Source organism: Pseudomonas sp. TE3644 (assembly GCF_056278815.1).
The window spans coordinates 798,120-823,740 of the sequence record NZ_JBWBQF010000001.1 but is presented as its reverse complement, the minus strand read 5'-3'; the positions used below and the strand labels follow the sequence as shown (position 1 = coordinate 823,740).

The window sequence follows — 25,621 nt, the reverse complement described above, 5'->3', positions numbered from 1 at the left end:
CCGCCAGGCTGCGCGGGCCCTCGAGTGCACTGAAGATCTTCGGTGAACCAAAGGGCCAGCGCAGCCTGGCGGCAGCGGCTACGACGGAAAACCGAACGCCAGCGATGCTAGCATTCGGCCATCCGATCAATTCCCTCCGCCACACCCCCTTCATGAAAGATTAATCCCCTTGCCAATCAAGACTTTAGGCTAACGCCCAAGGCCTGGCACGACTCATGCTCTACACTTTGCATCGGAATTCAGCACCACAGAGTGCTGAACGAATGAGCCCCCAGACGGCTCCCATAAAAAAAACAAAGGTCGAGGAGACATAGATGCGCATCATTCACACCCTGTTGGGTGCAGCCATCGCTGCAACACTGATCAGCAGCCCTGCCCTGGGCGAAGAGCTGACCGGCACCCTCAAGAAGATCAAGGATTCGGGCACGATCACCCTGGGCCACCGTGACGCGTCCATTCCGTTCTCCTACATCGCCGACGCCTCGGGCAAACCGGTCGGTTATTCCCATGACATCCAGTTGAAAATTGTCGAGGCCATCAAGAAAGACCTCGACCTGCCCAACCTGACCGTCAAATACAACCTGGTCACTTCGCAAACCCGCATCCCACTGGTGCAGAACGGCACCGTCGACATCGAGTGCGGCTCCACCACCAACAACGCCGAGCGCCAGCAACAGGTGGACTTCTCGGTGGGCATCTTCGAGATCGGCACCCGCCTGCTGTCCAAGAAAGACTCGGCCTACAAGGACTTCCCGGACCTGAAGGGCAAGAACGTGGTGACCACCGCCGGCACCACCTCCGAGCGCCTGCTCAAGGCCATGAACGCCGACAAGCAAATGGGCATGAACGTGATCTCGGCCAAGGACCACGGCGAATCCTTCCAGATGCTGGAATCGGGCCGCGCCGTGGCCTTCATGATGGACGACGCCCTGCTGGCCGGCGAAATGGCCAAAGCCAAGAAGCCGGACGAGTGGGCCGTGACCGGCACCGCGCAGTCCCACGAGATCTACGGCTGCATGGTGCGCAAGGGCGACCCGGCGTTCAAGAAGGTCGTGGATGACGCCATCGTCGCCGTGTTCAAGTCCGGCGAGATCAACAGCATCTACAACAAGTGGTTCACTCAGCCGATTCCACCCAAGGGCCTGAACCTGATGTTCGCGGAAAGCGATGAGCTGAAGAACCTGATCGCCAACCCGACCGATCAGCCCGCCAAGGACTGATCCGCCCGCACCGTCTAACCTTCAATCAACCACTGGCCCGATTCAGGCCGGTGGTTGGCTGCAGGTGCCCGTGAATCACCAATCCAAGGGGAGACCCTGATGAATTACAACTGGGACTGGGGCGTGTTCTTCAAGTCCACCGGTATCGGCAACGAGATCTACCTGGACTGGTACCTGACCGGCCTGGGCTGGACCATCGGCATTGCCGTCGCCGCCTGGCTGATTGCCTTGCTGCTGGGCTCCGTGCTCGGCGTGATGCGTACCGTGCCCAACCGCTGGGTATCGGCCATCGCCACCACTTACGTGGAAATCTTCCGCAACGTGCCGCTGCTGGTGCAGCTGTTCATCTGGTACTTCGTGATCCCCGACCTGATGCCCCAGGGCTTCCAGGACTGGTTCAAGCAGGACCTCAACCCCACCACCGCCGCCTTCCTCAGCGTGGTGGTGTGCCTGGGCCTGTTCACCGCCGCACGGGTGTGCGAGCAGGTGCGCACCGGCATCCAGGCGCTGCCCAAGGGCCAGGAATCGGCCGCGCGGGCCATGGGCTTCAAGCTGCCGCAGATCTACTGGAACGTGCTGCTGCCCCAGGCCTACCGCATCATCATTCCGCCGCTGACCTCGGAATTTCTCAACGTGTTCAAGAACTCTTCGGTGGCCTCGCTGATCGGCCTGATGGAGCTGCTGGCGCAAACCAAGCAGACCGCGGAATTCTCCGCCAACCTGTTCGAGGCGTTCACCCTGGCCACGCTGATCTACTTCACCCTGAACATGAGCCTGATGCTGCTGATGCGCCTGATCGAGAAGAAAGTCTCGGTGCCCGGCCTGATTTCCGTGGGGGGCAAGTAAATGGACTTCAGTGGAATCATCCCCGCCCTGCCGGGCCTGTGGAACGGCATGCTGATGACCCTGCAACTGATGGTCATGGGCGTGATCGGCGGCCTGGTGCTGGGCACCGTGCTGGCCTTGATGCGTCTGTCGTCGAGCAGGCTGCTGTCCAACCTCGCCGGCGCCTACGTCAACTACTTCCGCTCCATCCCGTTGCTGCTGGTGATCACCTGGTTCTACCTGGCGGTGCCTTTCGTACTGCGCTGGATCACCGGCGAAGACACGCCAGTGGGCGCGTTCACCTCCTGCGTCGTGGCGTTCATGATGTTCGAGGCGGCGTACTTCTGCGAGATCGTGCGTGCCGGCGTGCAGTCCATCTCCAAGGGCCAGATGGGCGCTGCCCAAGCCCTGGGCATGACCTACGGGCAGATGATGCGCCTGATCATCCTGCCCCAGGCCTTCCGCAAGATGACCCCGCTGCTGCTGCAGCAAAGCATCATCCTGTTCCAGGACACCTCGCTGGTGTACACCGTGGGCCTGGTGGACTTCCTCAACTCGGCACGGGCCAACGGCGACATCATTGGCCAGTCCAACGAGTTCCTGCTGTTCGCCGGCTTCGTCTACTTCGTCATCAGCTTCTCCGCCTCGCTGCTGGTCAAGCGTCTGCATAAAAGGTTAGCCGTATGATTTCCATCAAGAACGTCAACAAGTGGTACGGGGACTTCCAGGTGCTGACCGATTGCAGCACCGAGGTCAAAAAAGGTGAAGTGGTGGTGGTGTGCGGGCCGTCGGGCTCGGGCAAGTCCACGCTGATCAAGTGCGTAAACGCCCTGGAGCCCTTCCAGAAGGGTGACGTGACCGTCGACGGCACCTCGATTGCCGACCCCAAGACCAACCTGCCCAAGCTGCGCTCGCGGGTGGGCATGGTGTTCCAGCATTTCGAACTGTTCCCGCACCTGACCATCACCGAGAACCTGACCATCGCGCAGATCAAGGTGCTGGGCCGCAGCAAGGAAGAAGCCACCGCCAAGGGCCTGAAACTGCTGGAGCGCGTGGGGCTGTCGGCGCACGCGCACAAGCACCCGGGGCAGTTGTCCGGCGGCCAGCAACAGCGCGTGGCCATCGCCCGGGCCTTGGCCATGGACCCGATCGTGATGCTGTTCGACGAACCCACCTCGGCGCTGGACCCGGAGATGGTCAACGAAGTGCTGGACGTGATGGTGCAACTGGCCCATGAAGGCATGACCATGATGTGCGTGACCCACGAGATGGGCTTTGCGCGCAAGGTGGCCAACCGGGTGATCTTCATGGACAAGGGCCAGATCGTCGAAGACTGCCCCAAGGAAGAGTTCTTCGGCGACGTCAGCGCGCGCTCGGAACGGGCGCAGCACTTCCTCGCTAAAATCCTGCAACACTAAAGCCACCCGGCCAGTGTCCTTTGGGCACTGGCCGCTGGCAGGCCCCAAGGCACTGTGATGAAATGCGCCCCTGATCATTCCCGCGCGACTTCGCCTGCCCTTGCCGTGAAACCCCGTCTGATTCGCCACCTGTTCCTGCCGCCCCTGATCCTGCTGCTGACCATCGGCCTGGGCTACGCCGGCTATCGCGCCAGCCTCTATGCCGGCATCCGCGGGCTGGCCGAAAGTGGCGAGCGCCAGCTGGAACTCAACGGCCGGGCGGTGGAAAGCGAGATCAACAAATACACCTTCCTGCCCAGCCTGCTGGAGCTGGAACACAGCGTCTCCGACCTGCTGGCCGACCCCGATGCCGAGGGCCGCCGCCAAGCCGTCAACGACTACCTGGAGGGCCTCAACCGCCGCAGCCACAGCAGCGCCATCTACGTGCTGGACACCACCGGCCGCGTCCAGGCCAGCAGCAACTGGCGCGACGCCAACAGCTACCTGGGCGAGGACCTGTCGTTCCGCGCCTATTTCCAGGACGCCATCCGCGGCCAGGACGGGCGCTTCTATGGCATCGGCACCACCACCGGCGAGCCTGGCTATTACCTGGCCCATGGCCTGGAAGAGCACGGCAAGATCGTCGGCGTGGCGGTGGTCAAAGTGCGCATGGAAACGCTGGAAGAGCGCTGGCAGAAGGCGCGGCTGGAGGCCTTCGTCAGCGATGAGAACGGCATCATCATCCTCTCCAGCGACCCGGCCCGACGCCTGAAATCCGTGGGCCCGCTGACACCGGAAACCAAAGAGCGCCTGGCGCGCAGCCTGCAGTACTACTGGTTCTCGCTGACCGAACTGCAGCCCCTGGAACGCGAAACCCTGGCCGATGGTGTGGAGCGCCTGAGCTTCCCTGCCGCCGGCCCCCGGCCTGGGAGCCAGCGCGAAGTCAGCTACCTGGCCCAGACCCGCGAGCTCAAGGACACACCTTGGCATTTCACCCTCCTGACGCCACTGCAGGACCTGAGGCGCGAGGCGATCATCCAGGGCGTGCTGGTGGCCGTGGCTTTCGCCCTGCTGGCGTTTTTGCTGATTGCCTGGAACGAGCGGCGCAAGGTCATCGCCACCCGCCTGGCCGCCCGCGAGGCGTTGCAGGAGGCCAACAGCCAACTGGAGCGGCGCATCGCCGAGCGTACCGAAAACCTGCGCGCCAGCAACGAACGGCTCAAGAGCCAGATCCGCGAACGCCGCCAGGCCGAAGAAACCCTGCGCCATGCCCAGGATGAACTGGTGCAGGCCGGCAAGCTGGCGGCCATCGGCCAGATGTCCACCAGCATCGCCCACGAGCTCAACCAGCCGCTGGCGGCGCTGCGCACCCTGTCCGGCAACACCGTGCGCTTTCTGGAGCGCGGTGCGCTGGACACGGCCAGCACCAACCTGGGCACCATGAACCAGTTGATCGACCGCATGGGTCGCATCACCGCCAGCCTGCGCTCGTTCGCCCGGCGTGGCGAAGACCGTGGCCGGGCCTCGTTGAGCCAGGCCGTGGACGCCACCCTGCAAGTGCTGGCGGCGCGTATCGGCGCCCAAGGCGTGACCGTTCACCGTCAGTTCAGTGAAGCGCAACTGCCCATTGGCCAGACGCGCCTGGAACAGATCCTCGGCAACCTGATGGGTAACGCCCTGGATGCCATGCAGGGTGTCACCGCCCCCGTGCTGTGGCTGGACGGCGACACCCTGGACGATGGCCGCTACCGCCTGCGGGTGCGCGACAATGGCCACGGTATCGACCCACAGACGCGCAAGCACCTGTTCGAACCTTTCTTTACCACCAAACCGGGCGAGCAAGGCCTGGGGCTGGGCCTGACCCTGTCTGCCAGCCTGGCGGCCGCCGCCGGTGGCAGCCTGGCGGCCGAGCACCCGGAGGAAGGCGGCACGGCCTTCGTGCTGACCTTGCCACCGCTCAACGCCCAACCGCCCACTTCTGCAGTCGAGCCATCATGAACACCTCGCTTACCGTTCTGATCGTCGAGGACGATCCCCATGTGCTGCTCGGGTGCCAGCAAGCCCTGAGCCTGGAAGACATCCCGTGCCAGGGCGTGGGCAGCGCCGAAGAAGCGCTGGCGCTGATCGGCGATGATTTCGCCGGCATTGTCGTCAGCGACATTCGCCTGCCGGGCATCGATGGCCTGGAGCTGCTGAACCGCCTCAAGGCCCGCGACCCGAGCCTGCCGGTGGTGCTGATCACCGGCCATGGCGATATCTCCATGGCCGTGGGCGCCATGCGCGCCGGCGCCTACGACTTCATGGAAAAGCCCTTCTCGCCCGAGCGCCTGGTGGACGTGGTGCGCCGCGCGCTGGAGCAGCGTGGCCTGGCCCGCGAGGTATCGTCGTTGCGCCGCCAGCTGGCCAGCCGCTCGACGCTTGAAGGGCGCATCATCGGCCGCTCGCCGGCCATGCAGAACCTGCGCGAACTGATCGCCAACGTCGCCGACACCTCGGCCAACGTACTGATCGAAGGCGAGACCGGCACAGGCAAGGAACTGGTCGCACGCTGCCTGCACGACTTCAGCCGGCGCCAGCCGCAGCCCTTCGTGGCGCTGAACTGTGGTGGCCTGCCGGAGAACCTGTTCGAAAGCGAGATCTTCGGCCACGAGGCCAACGCCTTCACCGGCGCCGGCAAGCGCCGCATCGGCAAGATCGAACACGCCAACGGCGGCACGCTGTTCCTCGACGAAGTGGAAAGCATGCCGCTGAACCTGCAGATCAAACTGCTGCGCGTGTTGCAGGAGCGCACCCTGGAGCGCCTGGGTTCCAACCAGAGCATCGAGGTGGATTGCCGGGTGATCGCCGCCACCAAGGCCGACCTGGACGAGCTGAGCCGCAGCAACGGTTTCCGCAGCGACCTGTACTACCGCCTCAACGTGGTCACCCTGGAACTGCCGCCCCTGCGCGAGCGCCGCGAAGACATCCTGCAACTGTTCGAGCACTTCCTGGAGCTGTCGGCGCTGCGCTTCGACCGCGAGATACCCGAACTGGACAGCCAGACCCTGTCACGGCTGATGAGCCACGACTGGCCGGGCAACGTGCGCGAACTGCGCAACGTCGCCGAACGCTATGCGCTGGGCCTGCCCGCCTTCAAGAAAAGCGGCGCCCAGGCAGCGCCCGGGGTGGGCTTTGCCGAAGCGGTGGAAGCCTTCGAGCGCAACCTGCTCAGCGATGCGCTGGCGCGGCACAACGGCAACCTGAGCCAGGCCAGTCTGGACTTGGGCATGGCCAAGACCACGCTGTTCGACAAAGTGAAGAAGTATGGGCTGAGTTAGGGGGGGGCGCCCTTCCCGAGCTTCGCCCGGTCCCACAGACCAGAAAAGTTTCCCCTGTGGGACCGGGCGAAGCTCGGGAAAGCCCCAACACAAATCCGCCCCTGTGACAGCGTGTATAGTCAGATTATCCATTACACTATAAATTATAGTCAGATAGATATTCGAGGATAATCGATGAGCCTTTCACGCCCGATCTTCCAACGCGCTTTGCTGGCGCAGTCCCTGGCCCGCGATGTGGCAGGCGAGTCCTTCGTCGATTACAGCTCCGGACTGTTCCTGGCAGCCCCCCGCAGAACCGGCAAAAGCACCTTCCTCAACAATGACTTCATTCCCGAATGCGAGCGGCGCGGCTGGCTTGCCGTGTACGTAGACTTGTGGGCTGACCGTGACACCGACCCGGCCGAGTTGATATCGGGCGCCATCGGCACCGCGTTGGGCCTGTTCGAAAACTCGCTGAGCAAAGCGGCGAAAAAAGCCGGCATCGAAAAAATCAGCCTGTTGCGCACCCTCAGTTGGGACTTCAGCAAGCCGCGACTGCCTGCTGGTACCACCCTGGCAAAAGCACTGGAGGTGCTGCACAGCGTTGCCGGGAAAATGATCGTGCTGATCATCGATGAAGCCCAACATGCGCTGAACAGCGAAAGCGGCCTCAACGCCATGTTTGCCCTCAAGGCGGCGCGGGACCATCTGAATCGCGGTCGTGGGCCAGATGGCGTACGGCTGGTGTTCACCGGTTCCAGCCGAGACAAACTGGCCAACCTGGTGCTCAAGAGCAAGCAACCGTTCTTCGGTGCGAACATTACGGCATTCCCATTGCTGGGCCATGATTTCGTCGAGTTCGTCACCGACCTCTGGAACCAACGCCTGGCCGCCACCAATCAGTTCAATGTCGAAGATCTGGAGTACGCCTTCCAGCTCGTCGGTCGCCGGCCGGAGATGCTCAATCAGCTGTTGACCGAGGTCAGTGTGGGGCGAGGCGAAGCCAGCAACCTGGGTGAACTGCTACGCACTGGGGCGCTCAACCACCAGGCAGGCATCTGGAGCGACTACGAAAGTGCCTGCAATGACCTGTCAGCGTTGCAACGGGCAGTGCTGAACGTGATCGCCGAACGCACGATCAGCAAGCAACCGTTCGCACCGTTCTCCGAGCAGACCTTTGCACAGGTCAATCGCACGCTTGAACTGGCCCACGCGACCCCTAACGCCTCCACCCCAAATGTCCAGAAGGCCCTGGACGCCCTGCGCGATAAAGAGCTGGTCTGGAAAGCCAACCGCGGCGAATACGCACTGGAAGATTCCGCCATGGCAGAGTGGCTGACGCGCGCGGGCGTCTCAGGATAGCGGCGAATTCAGAACTTATACGCCACCGCCGTCTGCACCTCCCCCTGATTCACATGCCCACGCTGGCTGACAATGCTGCTGTCCGCCGCCGAGCCTTCCAGGTGTATCCAGTTGACGTTGGCCAGCAATGACCAATGCGGCGCCAGGGGGAATTGCGCGCCCTGGCTCAGGGTCCAGTTCTGCAAGCCGCCGCTGGCGCGGTAGGCGCTGATGCCGCTGGCCTGGGCTTCGTTGGTATCGACGCCAAAATAGGTCTGGTTCATGCGCTGGTCGGCGAAATGCGCCACCAACTCGGTGGCGCCGAACACGCCGCCGCCCAACGGGTAATCCAGCTCGGTGCCCAAACGGCCCAAGGTACCGCCTTGGCCATGACCACCCCCCTCGGCGCGGCCGGCCTGGGCGTAGACGCGCCAGTACTCCACCGGGCTGTACTGCACGAACCCGCCCACCTCGGCCATGTCCGGCACATCGCGCAAGCCGCGCAGGCGGTCGTTGCCGTTGCGCCCTTCCACCAGGTTGGCCATGGGCCCGGCGCTCCAGCCGTTGCCGGTCTTCAGCGCCGCCCAGGTCAGGCCTTCGTCCGAATCCAGGCCAATACTGCCCCAGGTCAGGTCCAGGTAGGGCATGGGTTTGGTTTCGTAATGGCTGCCGGTGGGGTCGCTGGGCTGGTAGGACAGGCCTACGCCGGCATCCCCGGTCAAGGGTGTGGCCCAGACACCACCGGACAGGCAGGCCAGCAGCAGCGCCAGCAGCCAATTGATTCGTGACATTGCAATTCTCGCGACGTTTTTCGTACGCGCATGAACGCGCACGCGGGGGCCGCCACGCAAGCACTCATGTTGTTTGTAGCAACCTACAAAAATTGTAGCTTCGCCCTTACAAAACCCCGACACAGCCCGCAGAACAAGGGCCTCAGCCAGTTGGCACGCTCCCTGCTCTACCCCTGGCCAAGCGCAAAGTGCGCTGCTGACCCATAGGTAACTGCAGATGATGCACTGGCATATCGTGTGTGACTTCGACGGGACCATCACCCCGAGCGATGTCATCGACAACATCCTGGATCGCTTCGCCGATCCGCGCTGGGAAGCCATCGAAGCGCAATGGCTGGCCGGTGAAATCGGCTCGCGTGAATGCCTGAGCCAACAACTGGCCCTGGTCAAGGCCCAGCCGGCACAGCTGCTGGAATACTTCGACAGCGTCACCATCGACCCGGGCTTTGCGCCCTTCGTGGAGCTGGTACTGGAACGTGGCGCCAGCCTGGCCGTCGTCAGCGACGGCCTGGAGCAGGCCATTGCCCGCATCCTGGCGCGCAATGGCGCGCCGCTGCTGCCGATCATCGCCAACCAGTTGCGCCAGGTCGACGCCGACAGCTGGCGCATCGTGTTCCCCCACGCCAGCGACGCCTGCCGCGCCGCCTCGGGCAACTGCAAATGCAAGTCCTCGCCCAGCAGCAAACGCATCCTGGTGATTGGCGACGGCAAGTCCGACATGTGCGTGGCCGGCACCGCCGACTTCGTTTTCGCCAAGGGCAGCCTGGCCGACCACTGCGAACGCAATGGCATCGCCCACGCCCGCTTCGATTCCTTCGCGCAGCTGCCAGCCCTGCTGGCCGCCCTGCCGCAGTACACCGGCAACACCGTTGCACACCTCAATTCAGAACAGCAGGAACTCTTCCACCATGTCTAACACCCCACGCATTACCAGCGAAGAAGATCAGATCCTCCTGGACAAGGAATCGCGCTACTGCTCGTTCGGTGACACCGTTCACTACATCGAGCCACCGCGCATCTTCAGCCGCTGCGAAGGTTCCTACGTCTACGACACCAACGACCAGGCCTACCTGGACCTGCAGATGTGGTACTCGGCGGTCAACTTCGGCTACGCCAACCCACGCCTGAACAACGCCCTGAAACAGCAGATCGACACCCTGCCGCAAATCGCCAGCCAGTACCTGCACAAAGGCAAGATCGAGCTGTCGGAAATGATCGCGGTGGATGCCAAGAAGAAATTCGGCATGGACGGTCGCGTGCACTTCAACGTGGGCGGTTCGCAGTCCATCGAAGACTCGCTGAAAGTGGTGCGCAACGCCTCAAACGGCAAAAGCCTGATGTTTGCCTTCGAAGGCGGCTACCACGGCCGTACCCTGGGCGCCTCGTCGATTACCTCGAGCTACCGCTACCGTCGCCGCTACGGCCACTTCGGCGAGCGCGCGCAGTTCATCCCGTTCCCGTACCACTTCCGCGGCCCCAAAGGCATGACCAAGGAAGAGTACGGCAGCTACTGCGTGAAGCAGTTCGCCCGCCTGTTCGAAACCGAATACAACGGTGTGTGGGACCCGAAAACCCAGCAGTGCGAATACGCCGCCTTCTACGTCGAGCCTATCCAGGGCACCGGCGGCTACGTGATCCCGCCGATGAACTTCTACAGCGAGCTCAAGCAGGTCCTGGACCAGCACGGCATCCTGATGGTGGTCGACGAAATCCAGATGGGCTTCTACCGTACCGGCAAGCTGTGGTCCATCGAGCACTTCGACGTCAAACCCGACGTGCTGGTGTTCGGCAAGGCGCTGACCAACGGCCTCAACCCACTGGGCGGCATCTGGGCCCGTGAAGAGCTGATCAACCCGGGCATCTTCCCGCCAGGCTCTACCCACTCCACCTTCGCCTCCAACCCGCTGGGCACCGCCGTGGGCCTGGAAATGTTCAAAATGACCAGCGAAGTGGACTACGGCGCCATGGTCATGGCCAAGGGCAAGTACTTCCTGGCCGGCCTCGAAGACCTGAAGAAGCGCTACAAGATCGTCGGCGACGTCGACGGCCTGGGCCTGGCCCTGCGCATGGAAATCTGCGGCGAAGACGGCTTCACCCCGGACAAGGCCAAGCTCGACGAAATGGTCGAGGAAGGCATGAAGGGCGACATCGAGATCGACGGCCGCCGCCTGGGCCTGATCCTCGACGTGGGCGGTTACTACAAGAACGTGATCACCCTGGCGCCGTCGCTGGAAATCAGCTACCCGGAAATCGACCTGGCCATCGCCCTGCTCGACCGCCTGCTGCACCGGGTTACCCAGAAGTGAGTGCCGCGCAGATCGATATGGGTGTTGGCGACGCCAGCTTCGTGCTCGGCAACGGCCCGGTGGCCGTGCTGCTGATCCACGGGCTGACCGGCACCCCCACCGAACTGCGCAAGGTAGCCCAGGGGCTGGCCAAGAGTGGGTACACGGTTTACGTGCCCACCCTGGCTGGCCATTGCGGGGACAACGCCGATCTGCAAGCCACCACATGGCGCGACTGGTACGCCAGCGCGCTGAGCACCTTCGAGGGTATCCGCAAGGTGCACGAGAAAGTGTTCGTCGGTGGCCTGTCGATGGGCGCGGTCCTGTCGATGCACCTGGCCGCCCAGCGGCCAGGTGAGGTGGCAGGGTTGCTGCTGTACTCGACCACCTTGCGCTATGACGGCTGGAACATGCCCTGGGTAGCGCGCATGACGCACATCTTCATGGCCATTCCGTTTGGCGTGCACATTTGCCGGTTCAACGAAAAATCGCCCTACGGGATCAAGAACCCGCGGTTGCGTGCCATCGTCGAAAAGCAGATGAAAGCCGGCGAGAGTGCCAACGCGGGGCTGCTGACCATGTCGGGCATCAGCGTGCGCGAACTGCATCGCCTGGTGGCCGAAGTGAAACGCGGCATGCCGGGTATCAAGGCGCCGGCGCTGGTGCTGCACTCCAGTGAAGACGACATCACCAGCCGCTGGAACGCCGACTACATCGAGGCGCACCTCGGCGGCCCGGTGACCAAGATCCTGCTCGACGACTGCTATCACATGATCACCGTGGACCTGCAGTACCCCAAGGTGATCAACCTGAGTGCAGCGTTCATCCAGCTTCACGCGCCAGGCCTTGCCCAGGCATCCTGATTCAGGGCTACATGCTAATCTGCGCAAAATCGTGGGAGCGGGCTCTGCCCGCGAAGCGGACGCTGCGGTGTCTCAGGCACTACGCGGCGTTCTTTTCGCGGGTAGAACCCGCTCCCACGTGTAGCTCCCAGCCATAGCGAGTATCGATGAGCCCGCCTGCCCCCACACCCCCGGTTTTCCGCCCCTCGCGCTGGAACCTGCAACGCAAGCTGATCCTGGCGTTCTGGCTGGTCAGCGTGGTGCCGACCATGATCGCCGCCGAGCTGGCCGCCACCACCCTGGCGGGGATCTTCGACAGCAACGTGCGTGTCTGGCTGCAGGAATCGACCAAGATCGTCGAGGACGAACTCAGCGAAATCCTGCGCGACAACACCCGCGTCGCCCAACTGTTCCTGCAATACGCCCCCGCTGACCAGCCCACCCTGCCGGCCACCGCGCGCCAGGGCAAGCTGATCAGCGACATCGCCGACGCCATGGGCATCGACGTGGTGGCGCTGATTCGCACCCGCGACCACAAGGTGGTGTTCTCCACGGCGGCCGACGACATCGTTTCGCAAATCAGCCTGGCCCCCGACGCCATGCTACAGACCATCCACAACGCCAACACCCGCGTCGGCACCGTGGTCTCGGTATTCCCCACCCAGCAGAACGGCGAGGACTACCAACTGCTGGTGGCCACCTTTCTGGATGCCAGCTTCCTGACCAGCGTGGCCGACGTGCATTCGCTGGACCTGCGCCTGTACCTGTCCAACGGCCAGGAATTCTCCGAAGTGTTTTCCAGTCAGCGCTTCGAAGATCACCCCGCCGTGGTGCCCCATCGCCTGGAACAGATGCTGCGCGATACGCGCGAGCCTACCGAGCAGTTCACCAGCCGCTACAGCGGCCTGTTCCGCCCGTTGCTCAATGAAAAGGGGCAACTGCAAGGCATCGTCTTCAGCGGCCTGCTGCGTCACAGCAGCCTGCTGGGCCTGGTCAACCAGCGCAATCTGTTCACGCTGATCTTCCTGCTGGGGTCGGCGCTGTCCCTGGGCGTGGGCGTGCTGGTGACCCGGCGCCTGACCCGGCCCATGCGCGCCCTGTCCGAAGGCGTGCGCGCCGTGACAGCCGGCGACTACAGCCAGCAGGTGGAAGTATTGGGCAGCGACGAGTTGGCCGAACTGGGCATGACCTTCAACCACATGACCCAAGGCCTGCAGGCCCTGCAACACCTGGAAGCGCAGATGCGCCGTCGCGACCGCCTGCACACCCTGGGCGAGGTCGCCATGGGCCTGGCCCACGAGATCCGCAACCCGCTGGGCATCATCAAGACCGCCACGCAACTGCTGCACCGCCGCGCCGCCTTGCCTGAAGCCGACATGCGCCACCTGGAGTACGTGATTTCGGAAGTCACCCGCATCAACGAACTGATCACCGAATTCCTCGACTTCGCCAAACCCAGCCCGCCGATCCGCACGGTGATGCCCGCACGCGACTTGCTCGAAGACACTCTGGGCTTCTGTGCCCCGGAACTGGCAACCCACAATATCCACGCCCGCATCGACGACCAGGCCCCCGGTGCCACACTGTACGCCGACAGCCGCCAGCTCAAGCAGGCGTGCCTGAACCTGGTGCTCAATGCCATCGACGCCATGCCCGACGGCGGTCACCTGACCCTGGGCATCACCCTGGCAGGCAGTGACACTCGCTTGAGCATCGAGGACGATGGCCAAGGCATCCCGGCCGATATCAAGGAGCGCATCTTCAACCCGTTCGTCACCACCAAGGCTTCGGGTACCGGCCTTGGCCTTGCAAAAGTATTCTCGATCATGGAAAACCATGACGGCCGCGTGGAGTGCCTCAGCGCCCCCGGCCAGGGCGCCACGTTCAATCTGTATATCCCGGCACGCGAAGGAGAGCCCTCTTGAGCCACACCGTTCTAGTCGTCGATGACGAACCCAAGCTGTGCGATCTGCTGGTGTCAGCGCTCAGCCAGGGCGAGGTGCAGGTGCGCAGTGCCGGCAATGGGCTGTTGGCCCTGGAGATCATGGAGCGTGAGAGCATCGACCTGGTGATCAGCGACTGGCGCATGCCCGGCATGGACGGCCCGCAGTTGCTGGCGGAGATCAAGCAACGCTTCCCCCAGGTGCCGGTGATCGTCATGACCGCCTACTCCACGGTGAAGAATGCCGTGCAGTCCATGCGCAATGGCGCCTTCGATTACATTGCCAAGCCGTTCGATATCGACGAGCTGGACATCACCGTGCACAAGGCGCTGCAGTTCCGCGATATCTTGCGTGACAACGCGCGCATGCGGGCCGAGTTGGACCACCAGCATCAGTTCGATAGCCTGGTGGGCGAAAGCCCGTCCTTCCGCCGTGTGTTGCAGGCCATCGAGTCGGTGCGCGAAAGCAGCGCCACTATCCTGTTGACCGGCGAGAGCGGCACCGGCAAGGAAATGGTTGCCCGCGCCATCCACCAGCACGGCAACCGTGCCGACCAGCCGTTTGTGGCCGTGAACTGCGCGGCCATCCCCGAGGGGTTGCTGGAAAGCGAAATGTTCGGCCACCGCAAGGGCGCCTTCACCGGCGCGGTCAGCGACCGCATTGGTCGTTTCCAACAGGCCGACAAGGGCACGCTGTTTCTCGACGAGGTGGGGGACATGCCGCTGGCGTTGCAGGCCAAAATCCTGCGCGCCCTGCAAGAACGCCTGATCGAGCCGGTGGGCGACACCCGCGAGCGCAAGGTGGACGTGCGCGTGATCGCCGCCACCCACAAGAACCTGGTGGAGGCCGTGGCGCAGAAAGAGTTTCGCGAAGACCTGTATTACCGCCTCAACGTGTTCCCCATCCCCCTGCCCGCGCTGCGCGAACGCAGTGAAGACATCCCGGGCTTGGCGCACCACTTCGCGGGCCTGCTGGGGGCCGAGGCCGGCAAGCGCATCACCGGCTTCAGCGCCCAGGCAATGCAGTCGATGCTCAACTATCCGTGGCCGGGGAACATTCGCGAACTGCAGAACTGCGTGGAACGGGCGACCATCGTGGCCCAGGGGACGCTGATCGAGCAGCAGGATTTGCCGGCGTATCTGTTTGAGCCCGCTGTGGGGCAGAGCGATGAGGTGGTGCCTGGCGGTGTGCCTAATGACTTGGATGGCAAGTTGGCCGAAGTCGAGAAAGCCTGGATTCTGGCGGCCTTGCAGCAGACCCATGGTGTGCAGGCTGCGGCGGCGCAGTTGATGGGGATCAGTGAGCGCAGCTTGTGGTATCGGTTGAAGAAGCTGGCGATTCAGGTCAGCAAGTTTGCCCGGTGATTTTGTGGGCATGCTACTGGCCTCATCGCGAGCAAGCTTTGCTCCCACAGTGGTGTGGCTCACATCGGTGTTTGCCACACCACTGTGGGAGCAAAGCTTGCTCGCGATGAGGCCCGCAGCTACAACCCCGCCACCGGGGCATCGTGCATTTTCTGCGCATCCAGATATGGCAACACCGCCCCCAGCAACGGCGCCTTGAACGCCTCCTGAAAGCGATGCGCCAACCCCGGAATCAAGCGCAATTCACTGCCGCGAATATGCGCCGCCAGATGCACCCCATGCATCACCGGCAACAACGGGTCCGCCGTGCCATGCACCACCAGCGTCGGCACCCGCAGGCTGTCGAGCAAGGTCACGCGGCTGGGCTCGGCCAGGATCGCCAGGATCTGGCGTTTGACGCCCTCGGGGTTGAACGCCCGGTCGTAGGACAGCGCCGCCTGGTGCAACAGCACCTGCCGGTCATCCACCACGTCCGGGCTGCCCAGGGCGGCCAGCAGATCGGCTTGCTGCTCGATCGCCACTTCCCGGTTGGGCGCCCCGCGCCGCGCCAGCAGTTGCAGCAGTGCCGGGCTGGGCATGGGCAGGCCGGGGTCGCCGGAACTGCTCATGATCAGGGTCAGGCTCTCTACCCGCTGCGGCGCCATGGCCGCCATGTGCTGGGCGATCATGCCACCCATGCTCGCGCCCAACAGGTGGAAGCGGCCAATGTGCAGGTTGTCCATCAGGCCCAGGCCGTCGCCGGCCATGTCGGTCAGGCTGTAGGGCGCCGACACCGGCAGGCCCAGCTTGAAGCGCAGCACTTCGAAGGTCAGGTTGGCGCTGTCAGGCGCCTGCGCCCAAGTGGACAGGCCGACATCGCGGTTGTCATAGCGAATAATCCGGAAGCCCTGCTGACACAGCGCCACCACCACCTCGTCCGGCCAGTGGATCAGTTGCCCGCCCAGGCCCATGACCAGCAGCAGTGCCGGATCGCTGTCGCGCCCAATGCTTTGATAGGCCAGGTTGACGTCCTTGAGCGGTGCATGTTGCACCGGGACATTCACGTCGCACGTCGAAGCCGCATAAGAAGAGAGGCTGCACAACAGTGCCGCCAGAAAAACGATTGCCCGCATGAAAAACACCAAAAACGCAGATCCCCAGTAGAGCGCGAGTTTGATGAACTTCAGGCAGGCGCGCTGCCACAGTTCAGTGACAGTTTGATGAACGTCGCCCAGCGGTCATCAGCTGGTGATCGGGCACGGGCGACCGACGGTGCGCAAATCCGGCAGCAGGCCACCCAGGTCGGCCAGCCAGCGGGCGCCGACCAGCCACAGGTTGTCGCCAAAGCGGCGGCGGGCCGGTTGCAATTGCGCCTGAACGGCCTCCAGCTCGCAGCTCCACAGGTCGCTGCCATCGCTGGCCACGCCCAGGGACAGCACCTTGTAGCTGGGTACGCGGTCCAGCACGGCAGTCAATTGCTCGGGCGCGCCAGCCAGGTCAACGTGCAGGCCGTCCACCGGCAGGTGCGCGGCCAGGCCCAGGTTGTCCTGCAAGGCACCGCCGTAGGTAGCCAGCAGTTTCTTCAACGGCGAATACTGGAGGATGTGGTAGGCGCGTTCGAAGGCGCTTTTCCAGGCCTGGGGCAGCTCGTGGGTAAGGATCGGTTCGTCGATCTGCACCCACTCCACGCCCAGACGGGCCAGGCGCTGGAAGATTTCGCCGTACACCGGCAGCAGGATCTCGAGGCGCGACAGGGCGCGCACATCGGCGCCGTTGGCCTGGTCCAGCCACAGGTAGCTCAACGGCCCCATCAGCACCGGCCTCGGCATTTCGCCACGCGCCAGGGTCTGTTCGACCTCGTCCAGCAGGCGTTGGGTGTAGAACGAAAGGTCTTGAGGGATGGTGGCCATGGGGGTTGCTCCGGTTTCGATGGCGCTATTATCGACATCCGCTGCAACATGAGACAAACTCAATATATTCGTGTTGATCACAAAGTTTGCTCATAGAGACCGTCATGCTCGAGATCCGTCACCTGAAAACCCTGGCTGCCCTGCGCGAGGCTGACAGCCTGGTGGAAGCCGCCGAACGCCTGCACCTGACCCAGTCGGCGCTGTCGCATCAGTTCAAGGAGTTGGAAGAACGCCTGGGCCTGCCGCTGTTCATGCGCAAGACCAAGCCCATCCGCTTCACCAGCGCCGGCCTGCGCCTGCTGCAACTGGCTGACGCCACCCTGCCGCTGCTGCGCGGCGCCGAGCGTGACATCGCGCGGCTGGCCGGCGGCACGGCCGGGCGCCTGCACATGGCCATCGAGTGCCACAGCTGCTTCCAATGGCTGATGCCCACCATCGACCAGTTCCGCGACGCCTGGCCGGAAGTGGAGCTGGACCTGGCCTCGGGCTTCGCCTTCGCGCCGCTGCCGGCCCTGGCCCGTGGCGACCTGGACCTGGTGGTGACCAGCGACCCGCTGGAACTGCCGGGCATCACCTACGTGCCGCTGTTCACCTACGAAGCCATGCTGGCGGTGGCCAACCAGCACGCGCTGGCGAGCAAGCCGTACATCGTGCCCGATGACCTGATCAGCGAAACCCTGATCACCTACCCGGTGGAGCGTGACCGCCTGGACATCTTCACCCGCTTCCTGGAACCGGCCGACGTGGAGCCGGCGCAAGTGCGCACCTCGGAGCTGACGGTGATGATGATGCAACTGGTGGCCAGCGGCCGTGGCGTGTGCGGCATGCCGCACTGGGCGCTGCATGAATACAGCTCGCGCGGGTATGTGAAGGGCAAGCGCCTGGGCGAGAAAGGTCTGTTTGCCACGCTGTACGCGGCGGTGCGTGCGGACATGCTGGATGCGCCGTACATGCGCGATTTCCTGTTGACGGCCAAGGACACCTCGTTTTCGACGCTGGATGGGGTCAGCGCGGTTCGCTGATCTCCTGTAGCCGCTGCCGAAGGCTGCGCTGGCCCGTGTAAACCCTGGAGCGCTCCAGCGAGGCACAGGGCCAGCGCAGCCTGCGGCAGCGGCTACAGGTCACAGGGCGGCGTAGATCGGCAGGATGTGATCACGGGTCAAGGGCGCCAATTCCAGGTGCCCATGGCTGTCCCCATCCACCCACACCGCCTCTTCAATCTCGGCCGCAATATTCACCGCCTCGGCAACGTCCACCCGAAACAACTCGCACTTCACCTCGAACCCCGGCTCATTGGCCGCCGGCGCACTGAACGCGCCCAGGTACTGAGCCTGCGCGGTATCGATCTGCACGCCCAACTCCTCGTCCAGCTCGCGCGCCAAGGCATGCACCGGCTGCTCGCCCGGCTCGATCTTGCCGCCCGGCTGCATGAAAGCCAGGGTGTTGCGCTTGCGCACCAGCAGGGTCTTGCCATCGGGGCCGATCAGCAGGGCGGCGGCGATGTGGATGGTACGGTTCATGGCAATCCCCAAAAAAGCGCGGAGTATACCGTTGTGGGACCGGGCGAAGCTCGGGAAACAGACGCCGCGGTGAGTCGACGGGGCCCTTCCCGAGCTTCGCCCGGTCCCACATGGAGACGTTGCAACTTGCGGCGGTGTGGGGCATCAATAGTGAATGAACGGTTTCCACCCCGCCACGCGCGCCTGGTTCCAGCACACCTTTCCGGCCGTGACCCCGGCCCAGGCCCGCGCGTGGCCGTTGATCAAGGCCGGCGAGTCGCTGCTGGTGGCCGCACCCACTGGTTCGGGCAAGACCCTGACCGCGTTCCTGGCGGTGATCGATGACCTGATCCACCTGGGCAGCGATTTGCCCGAGCAGACCCTGGTGGTCTACGTCTCGCCGCTCAAGGCGCTGTCCAACGATATCCAGATCAACCTGCAGCACCCGCTGGCCGGCATCAGCGCACAGCTGGACGCCATGGGCCTGCCCCCGGTGCCGATCCGCACCGCCGTGCGCACCGGCGACACGCCGCAGAAAGAACGCGCGGCGATGCGCAAGCAGGCGCCGCACATTCTGGTCAGCACCCCGGAATCGCTGTACGTGCTGCTGGGTTCGGCGTCCGGGCGCAAGATGCTGGGCAGCGTCACCACGGTGATCGTCGACGAGATCCACGCCGTGGCCGCCAGCAAGCGCGGCAGCCACCTGGCCTTGAGCCTGGAACGCCTGCAAGCGCTGTGCGGCGTGCCGTTGCGGCGCATTGGCCTGTCAGCCACCCAGCAACCCATCGAGCGTGTGGCGCGGTTTCTGGTGGGCCACGCCCGGCCCTGCGCCATTGTCGACATCGGCCACGCCCGGCCGCGCGACCTGGCCATCGAGGTGCCGCCCGTGCCCCTCGGCGCAGTCATGGCCAATGACGTGTGGATGCTGGTCTACGATCGCCTCGCCGAGTTGAGTCGCCAGCACCGCACCACGCTGATTTTCGTCAACACCCGGCGCCTGGCCGAGCGCCTGGCCCGCCACCTCAGCGACCGCCTGGGCCGCGAGGCCGTGGCGGCGCACCACGGCAGCCTGGCCAAGGAACAGCGGCTGGACGCCGAGCAGCGGCTCAAGCGCGGCGACCTGCGGGTGCTGGTGGCGACGGCGTCGCTGGAACTGGGCCTGGACATTGGCGATGTTGAGCTGGTGTGCCAGATCGCTTCGCCGCGCTCGATCTCGGCATTTCTGCAGCGGGTCGGCCGCTCCGGCCACCAGGTCGGCGGCACGCCCAAGGGTCGGCTGTTCGCCACCTCGCTGGACGACCTGATCGAATGCACCGCCCTGCTGGACTGCGTACGTCGTGGCGAGCTGGACACCCTGCACATCCCCGTGGCGCCGCTGGACGTGCTGGCCCAGCAGATCATCGCCGAGGTCAGCTGCCAGGAATGGCACGAAGATGCGCTGCTGGCGCTGATGCGTCAGGCCATGCCGTACCAGCACGTGGACCGCGCCCACTATCAAGCGCTGCTGAGCATGCTCGCCGAGGGCTACAGCGGCCGCCAGGGCGTGCGCGCCGCCTACCTGCACCGCGACGCCGTGAGCGGCACCCTGCGCGGTCGCCGTGGTGCGCAACTGACGGCCGTGACCAGCGGCGGCACCATCCCGGACAACGCCGATTACAGCGTCATTCTCGAGCCTCAAGGCTTCAACGTGGGCAGCGTCAATGAAGACTTCGCCGTGGAAAGCATCGCCGGCGATATCTTCCAGCTGGGCAACACCTCGTACCGCATCATTCGCATCGAGACGGGGCGCGTGCGAGTGGAGGATGCCCAGGGCCAGCCGCCGAACATCCCGTTCTGGCTGGGCGAAGCACCGGGGCGCAGCGACGAATTGTCCTTCGCCGTGGCGCGCCTGCAAGGCCATATCGACCAGCAGCTGAACCTGCACGATGGGCAGTTGCCGCCGCTGGTGGCCGAGCTGCAAACCGAGCTGGGCCTGGGCGCCGACAGTGCCGAACAGTTGGCCGATTACCTGGCCCGCACCCGCAACGCCCTGGGCGCCTTGCCGTCGCGCGATACGCTGATCATGGAGCGCTTCTTCGACGAATCCGGCGGCACGCAACTGATCATCCACACGCCTTTCGGCAGCCGCGTCAACCGCGCCTGGGGCCTGGCGCTGCGCAAGCGCTTTTGCCGCACCTTCAATTTCGAATTGCAGGCGGCGGCCAGCGAAGACGCCATTGTGCTGTCGCTGTCCACCAGCCACAGCTTCGAACTGGACGAGGTGTGGCGCTACCTCAACAGCAACAGCGCCGAACACCTGCTGATCCAGGCCGTGCTCGACGCGCCGCTGTTCGGCGTGCGCTGGCGCTGGACCACTGGCGTGGCCCTGGCCCTGCCGCGCTATACCGGCGGGCGCAAGGTGGCGCCGCAGGTGCAGCGGATGAAAAGCGAAGACCTGATCGCCACGGTGTTCCCCGACCAGATCGCCTGCCTGGAAAACATCGTCGGCGAGCGCGAAATCCCCGACCACCCGCTGGTGGAACAGACCCTCGACGACTGCCTGCACGAGGCCATGGACAGCGAGGCCTGGCTGGCGCTGTTGCGGCGCATGGAGCAGGGCCAGGTGCGCCTGATCAGCCGCGACCTGCCGGCGCCTTCGCCGCTGGCCGCAGCGATTCTCAACGCCCGCCCCTACGCCTTCCTCGACGATGCACCGCTGGAAGAGCGGCGCACCCAGGCCGTGCTCAACCGGCGCTGGCGCGAGCCCCAGGCCGCCGATGATATGGGCGCCCTGGACGCCCAGGCCATTGAAGCGGTGGCCGCCGAAGCCTGGCCTGCGCCCCAGGGCGTGGATGAAATGCAGGAAGCGCTGATGCAACTGGCGGCGATCAACAGCCGCGAAGCCGGCAGCCAGGCGCAGTGGCAGTGCTGGCTGCAGACCCTGGCGGCCAACGGCCGGGCCACTTTGATGGACGTGGGTAACGGCCAGTTGCTGTGGCTGAGCGTGGAGCGGCTGACACTGATGCAGACGCTCTACCCGACGGCCGCCTGTGTGCCGCCACTCACGCCATTGCCCGGCCATGACACGGCATGGGAGAGCGACGCCGCCTGCCAGGAACTGCTGCGTGCACGCCTCAGCGGTTTTGCGCCGCTGCGGCTGGGCGAAATCGCCGGCCCGCTGAATCTGCCGCTGCCCATGGTCGAGCAAGCCCTGGCCCACCTGGAAGGCCAGGGCTATTTGCTGCGCGGTCAATTCCGTCCCGGCCTGCGTGAAAGCCAGTGGTGCGAGCGGCACCTGCTGGCGCGCATCCACCGTTACACCATCAAGCGCCTGCGTCGCGAGATCGAGCCAGTCAGCCTGCAGGACTTCATGCGTTTCCTGTTGCACTGGCAGCACCTGGACAGCGAAACACGTTTGCAGGGCCAGGCCGCCCTGGCGCAGATCCTCGACCAGCTGGAGGGCTACAGCGCTCCTGCGGCCGCCTGGGAAAGTGATCTGCTGCCCGGCCGTCTGCGCGACTACAGCGGGCAATGGCTGGACGACGCCTGCCGCACCGGCAAGACCCTGTGGACGCGCCTGGCCGCCAGCGGCAAGCCCCTGACCGCCACGCTGCGTGGCACGCCCATCGTGCTGCTGCCCCGGGCGCGGGCCAACCTGTGGCGCGGCCTTGCACTCGCCGTGAGCATCGATGAACTATCACCACGGGCGCGCAAGGTACACGAGGTGCTGAGCCAACAGGGCGCGCTGTTCTTCGACGAACTGAGCAGCGACGCCCACCTGCTGCGCACCGAACTGGAAACGGCCCTGCAGGAGTTGGTGTCCGCAGGCCTGGTCAGCGCCGACAGTTTTGCCGGCCTGCGCGCGCTGATCACCCCCGCCAGCAAGCGCCAGGCCCGCAGCCCGCGACGCGGGCGCGGGGCGTTCATCGGCGGCATGGACGATGCCGGGCGCTGGGCATTGCTGCGCCCTGCTACCGCGCAGGAAAGCGACCCACTGGAAGAGGTGGCCTTGACCTTGCTGCGTCGCTACGGCGTGGTGTTCTGGCGGCTGCTGGAACGTGAGGCCGACTGGCTGCCCAGCTGGCGCGAACTGTTGCGCACCTACCATCGCCTGGAGGCTCGCGGCGAGGTGCGGGGCGGCCGGTTTGTCAGTGGCCTGGCCGGTGAGCAGTTTGCCCTGCCCGAAGCCATCCCGGTGTTGCGTGACGTGCGCAAGCGCGCATTGGATGGCGCGCTGGTGATGATCAGCGCCAGCGACCCGTTGAACCTGGCCGGCACCCTGCTGCCCGGCGCCAAGGTACCGGCCATCAGCGGCAACCGCCTGGTGCTGCGCGACGGCTTGCCGGTGGCCGCCGTCATCGCCGGCAAACCCGTCTACTGGGAGCCCGAAACCCCTGCCATCCGCCAGGCGCTGCTGCACCCGTAGCCGCAACTGCTTTTGTGGGAGCGGGTTCGACCCGCGAAAAGGGCACCGCGGACTTTCGGGCGCACCGCGGTGTGCCTTTCGCGGGTAGAACCCGCTCCCACGAGCAACAATCGCCCCTGACAGTGCCGGCTACAGGCACTTATGTCTAATACCAGCTACTTTTCTCCAGGGTTACCGTCTTGCGCTTGTTACAGGGGATCCTGCATGAGTCTGTCGCTGCTAAGCCGTTACGCGTTTTTTGCCGCCTGCGTTGTCTTCACCCTCGCCTGCATGCCGTTCATGGACCACGACTGGCTATGGCCCTTCGCCTTCGCCGGTGCGGTGCTGAGCCTGATCGGCATCTTCGATCTGCTGCAAACGCCCCACGCGGTGCGGCGCAACTACCCGATCCTGGGCAACATTCGCTACCTGGTGGAAGGCATTCGCCCGGAGATCCGCCAGTACCTGCTGGAATCCGACAGCGACGCCCTGCCCTTCTCCCGGGCACAGCGTTCACTGGTATACGCCCGGGCCAAAAACGAAACCGCCGACAAGCCCTTCGGCACGCTGATCGACGTGTATCACCCCGGCTTCGAATTCATCGGCCACTCCATGCGCCCCGCGCCACTCAGCGACCCGGCCAGCTTCCGGGTGATCATTGGCGGGCCGCAGTGCACCCAGCCCTATTCGGCGTCCATCTTCAACATCTCGGCCATGAGCTTCGGCGCCCTCAGCGCCAACGCCATCCGTGCGCTGAACCAGGGCGCCAAGCTGGGCAACTTCGCCCACGACACCGGCGAAGGCAGCATCAGCCCCTACCACCGCGAGCACGGCGGCGACCTGACCTGGGAGCTGGGCAGTGGCTATTTCGGCTGCCGCACCAGCAACGGCCTGTTCGACCCGGAGAAATTCGCCGTGCAGGCCCGCGAGCCGCAAGTGCGCATGATCGAAATCAAGATGAGCCAGGGCGCAAAGCCTGGCCACGGCGGGATTCTGCCCAAGCACAAGGTCACCCGCGAAATCGCCGAGACCCGTGGCGTGATGATGGGCGAGGACTGCGTGTCACCATCCCGCCACTCGGCGTTTTCCACGCCGCTGGAAATGATGCATTTCATCGCGCAATTGCGTGAGCTGTCCGGTGGCAAGCCGGTAGGGTTCAAGTTCTGCATGGGCCACCCGTGGGAGTTCATGGGCATTGCCAAGGCCATGCTGGAAACCGGCATCCTGCCGGACTTCATCGTGGTGGACGGCAAGGAAGGCGGCACCGGCGCTGCGCCCGTGGAGTTCACCGACCACATGGGCACACCGATGCGCGAAGGCCTGCTGTTCGTGCACAACACCCTGGTGGGCATGAACCTGCGTGACAAGATCAAGCTGGGCGCCAGCGGCAAGCTGGTCAGCGCCTTCGACATCGCCAGCGTACTGGCCATCGGCGCCGACTGGGCCAACTCGGCGCGCGGCTTCATGTTCGCCATCGGCTGCATCCAGTCGCAAAGCTGCCATACCAACAAATGCCCCACCGGCGTCGCCACCCAGGACCTGCTGCGCCAGCGCGCCCTGGTGGTACCGGACAAGGCCCAGCGGGTGTTCAACTTCCACCACAACACCCTCAAGGCGCTGGCCGAAATGCTGGCTGCTGCCGGACTGGTGCACCCCTCGCAACTGGAGGCCAAGCACCTGGTACGGCGCATGTCGGCCACCGAAGTGAAGCTGTTTTCACAGCTGCATGTGTTCCTCAAGCCCGGCGAGTTGCTGACAGGGGAAGTGAGCGGCGAGTTCTACCAGCGCATGTGGGCCATGGCCCGGGCTGACAGTTTCGAGCCTAACCCCATCTGACCGTAGCCGCTGCCGCAGGCTGCGCTGGCCCTGAATTTCACTGAAGATTTTCAGGGTTCATGCGGGCCAGCGCAGCCTGGCGGCAGCGGCTACGGGCGGTGGCGTGGTAGGATGGGTGACATTTTGCGAGGCCGCCATGCTGATTCCCCACGACCAATTGTCCCCCGAGACCCTGACCCTGCTGATCGAGGATTTCGTCACCCGGGACGGCACCGACAACGGCGATGAAACGCCGCTGCAGACCCGGGTGGAGCGCGTGCGTCATGCCTTGGCCAAGGGCCAGGCCTTCATCGTGTTCGACCCCGAGAGCCAGCAGTGCACGCTGATGCTCAAGCACGATATTCCCAAGGAATTGTTCGACCTTTAAGCCTCACGGCGACACCGCTTCGCCTTGAGGCTGCGGTGCTGCCTGGCGCGCCAACTGCGCCAGGATGCGCCGGTACACCTCGGCGCGATGGATCTCGATGTGCTTGGGCGCCTGCACGCCAAAACGCACCTGGCCGTTGCGCACTTCAAGAATCTTTACCCAGATGTCATCGCCAATGGAGATGGCCTCGCCCACAGTCCGTGTCAATACCAGCATCGTCCCGCCCTCTGTCTCATGGAATGAGCCATGAGACTGCGCCGGGTATTGACGTCGATCAACGCCCACAGGCCAAAACAGCCTCGTCCTACAATATTTGTTGCCTTTTCCTACAGAAATGCCTGA

20 protein-coding genes and 1 pseudogene are annotated in these 25,621 nt (G+C 64.5%); 16 read left to right on the top strand and 5 right to left on the bottom strand.

The genetic code is table 11. The annotated features are described in order from the left end of the window. Positions 1-314 precede the first annotated feature (314 nt). The 7 genes from ACZ9GA_RS03700 (at position 315) to ACZ9GA_RS03670 (ending at position 8,100) form a co-directional block, all read left to right on the top strand. Positions 315-1,220, top strand: coding sequence for a glutamate/aspartate ABC transporter substrate-binding protein (locus ACZ9GA_RS03700; RefSeq protein ID WP_457357000.1), 906 nt, complete (start codon positions 315-317; stop codon positions 1,218-1,220). 99 nt (positions 1,221-1,319) lie between these two features. Next, entirely contained in the window at positions 1,320-2,066 is a 747-nt protein-coding gene (locus ACZ9GA_RS03695; protein ID WP_457357002.1) for an amino acid ABC transporter permease, read from the top strand. Continuing rightward, entirely contained in the window at positions 2,067-2,732 is a 666-nt protein-coding gene (locus ACZ9GA_RS03690; RefSeq protein WP_457357004.1) for an ABC transporter permease subunit, read from the top strand. It begins immediately after the preceding gene. Then, complete coding sequence (locus tag ACZ9GA_RS03685) at positions 2,729-3,463, top strand: amino acid ABC transporter ATP-binding protein (RefSeq protein WP_455923798.1); 735 nt, start codon at positions 2,729-2,731, stop codon at positions 3,461-3,463. Before ACZ9GA_RS03690 ends, ACZ9GA_RS03685 begins: the two co-directional genes overlap by 4 nt. Before the next feature lie 57 nt (positions 3,464-3,520). Continuing rightward, the gene (gene aauS / locus ACZ9GA_RS03680) at positions 3,521-5,440 is read left to right on the top strand and encodes a two-component sensor histidine kinase AauS (RefSeq protein ID WP_457357006.1); all 1,920 of its coding nucleotides are present in this window, start codon (positions 3,521-3,523) and stop codon (positions 5,438-5,440) included. Continuing rightward, a complete protein-coding gene (aauR, locus tag ACZ9GA_RS03675) occupies positions 5,437-6,759 on the top strand; it encodes a two-component response regulator AauR (protein ID WP_457357007.1) in 1,323 nt (440 codons plus the stop codon). The genes aauS and aauR overlap by 4 nt, the downstream gene beginning before the upstream one ends. Before the next feature lie 174 nt (positions 6,760-6,933). Continuing rightward, positions 6,934-8,100 (top strand): ATP-binding protein, encoded by a 1,167-nt coding sequence (locus tag ACZ9GA_RS03670; protein WP_457357009.1) that lies wholly within the window; start codon positions 6,934-6,936, stop codon positions 8,098-8,100. Between the two features lie 8 nt (positions 8,101-8,108). Here the strand turns inward: ACZ9GA_RS03670 and ACZ9GA_RS03665 are convergent, their stop codons facing one another. Next, entirely contained in the window at positions 8,109-8,870 is a 762-nt protein-coding gene (locus ACZ9GA_RS03665; RefSeq protein WP_457357011.1) for a MipA/OmpV family protein, read from the bottom strand. A 217-nt stretch (positions 8,871-9,087) separates the two neighbouring features. On the opposite strand from ACZ9GA_RS03665, the gene ACZ9GA_RS03660 reads away from it, so the two are divergent. From ACZ9GA_RS03660 to ACZ9GA_RS03640, 5 genes are all read left to right on the top strand, one after another. After that, a complete protein-coding gene (locus ACZ9GA_RS03660; RefSeq protein ID WP_457357013.1) occupies positions 9,088-9,786 on the top strand; it encodes an MtnX-like HAD-IB family phosphatase in 699 nt (232 codons plus the stop codon). Next, a complete protein-coding gene (locus ACZ9GA_RS03655) occupies positions 9,779-11,176 on the top strand; it encodes an aspartate aminotransferase family protein (RefSeq protein WP_457357015.1) in 1,398 nt (465 codons plus the stop codon). The genes ACZ9GA_RS03660 and ACZ9GA_RS03655 overlap by 8 nt, the downstream gene beginning before the upstream one ends. A 17-nt stretch (positions 11,177-11,193) precedes the next feature. Then, positions 11,194-12,018: an alpha/beta hydrolase gene (locus tag ACZ9GA_RS03650; protein ID WP_457363583.1), complete on the top strand. Its 825-nt coding sequence runs from the start codon at positions 11,194-11,196 to the stop codon at positions 12,016-12,018. Positions 12,019-12,164: 146 nt separating this feature from the next. Continuing rightward, positions 12,165-13,922, top strand: a complete 1,758-nt coding sequence (locus ACZ9GA_RS03645) for a sensor histidine kinase (RefSeq protein WP_457357017.1) — start codon at positions 12,165-12,167, stop codon at positions 13,920-13,922. Beyond that, positions 13,919-15,304: a sigma-54-dependent transcriptional regulator gene (locus tag ACZ9GA_RS03640; protein WP_457357019.1), complete on the top strand. Its 1,386-nt coding sequence runs from the start codon at positions 13,919-13,921 to the stop codon at positions 15,302-15,304. The genes ACZ9GA_RS03645 and ACZ9GA_RS03640 overlap by 4 nt, the downstream gene beginning before the upstream one ends. Positions 15,305-15,423: 119 nt before the next feature. On the opposite strand, the gene ACZ9GA_RS03635 is transcribed toward ACZ9GA_RS03640, so the two are convergent. Together ACZ9GA_RS03635 and ACZ9GA_RS03630 are read right to left on the bottom strand one after the other, a co-directional pair. Further along, positions 15,424-16,416, bottom strand: a complete 993-nt coding sequence (locus ACZ9GA_RS03635) for an alpha/beta fold hydrolase (protein WP_457357021.1) — start codon at positions 16,414-16,416, stop codon at positions 15,424-15,426. 192 nt (positions 16,417-16,608) lie between these two features. Next, positions 16,609-17,196, bottom strand: a pseudogene (locus tag ACZ9GA_RS03630) (uroporphyrinogen decarboxylase/cobalamine-independent methonine synthase family protein); the annotation flags it as partial. A 101-nt stretch (positions 17,197-17,297) separates the two neighbouring features. Between ACZ9GA_RS03630 and metR the strand changes: the two are divergent. Beyond that, positions 17,298-18,215 (top strand): transcriptional regulator MetR, encoded by a 918-nt coding sequence (gene metR / locus ACZ9GA_RS03625; protein ID WP_027978739.1) that lies wholly within the window; start codon positions 17,298-17,300, stop codon positions 18,213-18,215. Positions 18,216-18,314: 99 nt separating this feature from the next. On the opposite strand, the gene ACZ9GA_RS03620 is transcribed toward metR, so the two are convergent. After that, positions 18,315-18,713 (bottom strand): NUDIX hydrolase, encoded by a 399-nt coding sequence (locus tag ACZ9GA_RS03620; RefSeq protein WP_457357023.1) that lies wholly within the window; start codon positions 18,711-18,713, stop codon positions 18,315-18,317. Between the two features lie 154 nt (positions 18,714-18,867). Here ACZ9GA_RS03620 and ACZ9GA_RS03615 point away from each other — a divergent pair, with 154 nt between their 5' ends. The 3 genes from ACZ9GA_RS03615 to ACZ9GA_RS03605 all read left to right on the top strand — a co-directional run bounded on the left by ACZ9GA_RS03615 (position 18,868) and on the right by ACZ9GA_RS03605 (position 25,279). After that, complete coding sequence (locus tag ACZ9GA_RS03615; RefSeq protein ID WP_457357025.1) at positions 18,868-23,097, top strand: DEAD/DEAH box helicase; 4,230 nt, start codon at positions 18,868-18,870, stop codon at positions 23,095-23,097. A 204-nt stretch (positions 23,098-23,301) separates the two neighbouring features. Continuing rightward, positions 23,302-24,912: an FMN-binding glutamate synthase family protein gene (locus ACZ9GA_RS03610; RefSeq protein ID WP_457357027.1), complete on the top strand. Its 1,611-nt coding sequence runs from the start codon at positions 23,302-23,304 to the stop codon at positions 24,910-24,912. Positions 24,913-25,048: 136 nt separating this feature from the next. Then, positions 25,049-25,279, top strand: a complete 231-nt coding sequence (locus tag ACZ9GA_RS03605; protein ID WP_457357029.1) for a YheU family protein — start codon at positions 25,049-25,051, stop codon at positions 25,277-25,279. A gap of 3 nt (positions 25,280-25,282) precedes the next feature. On the opposite strand, the gene csrA is transcribed toward ACZ9GA_RS03605, so the two are convergent. Next, entirely contained in the window at positions 25,283-25,495 is a 213-nt protein-coding gene (gene csrA / locus ACZ9GA_RS03600; protein ID WP_457357031.1) for a carbon storage regulator CsrA, read from the bottom strand. Between the last annotated feature and the right edge of the window lie 126 nt (positions 25,496-25,621).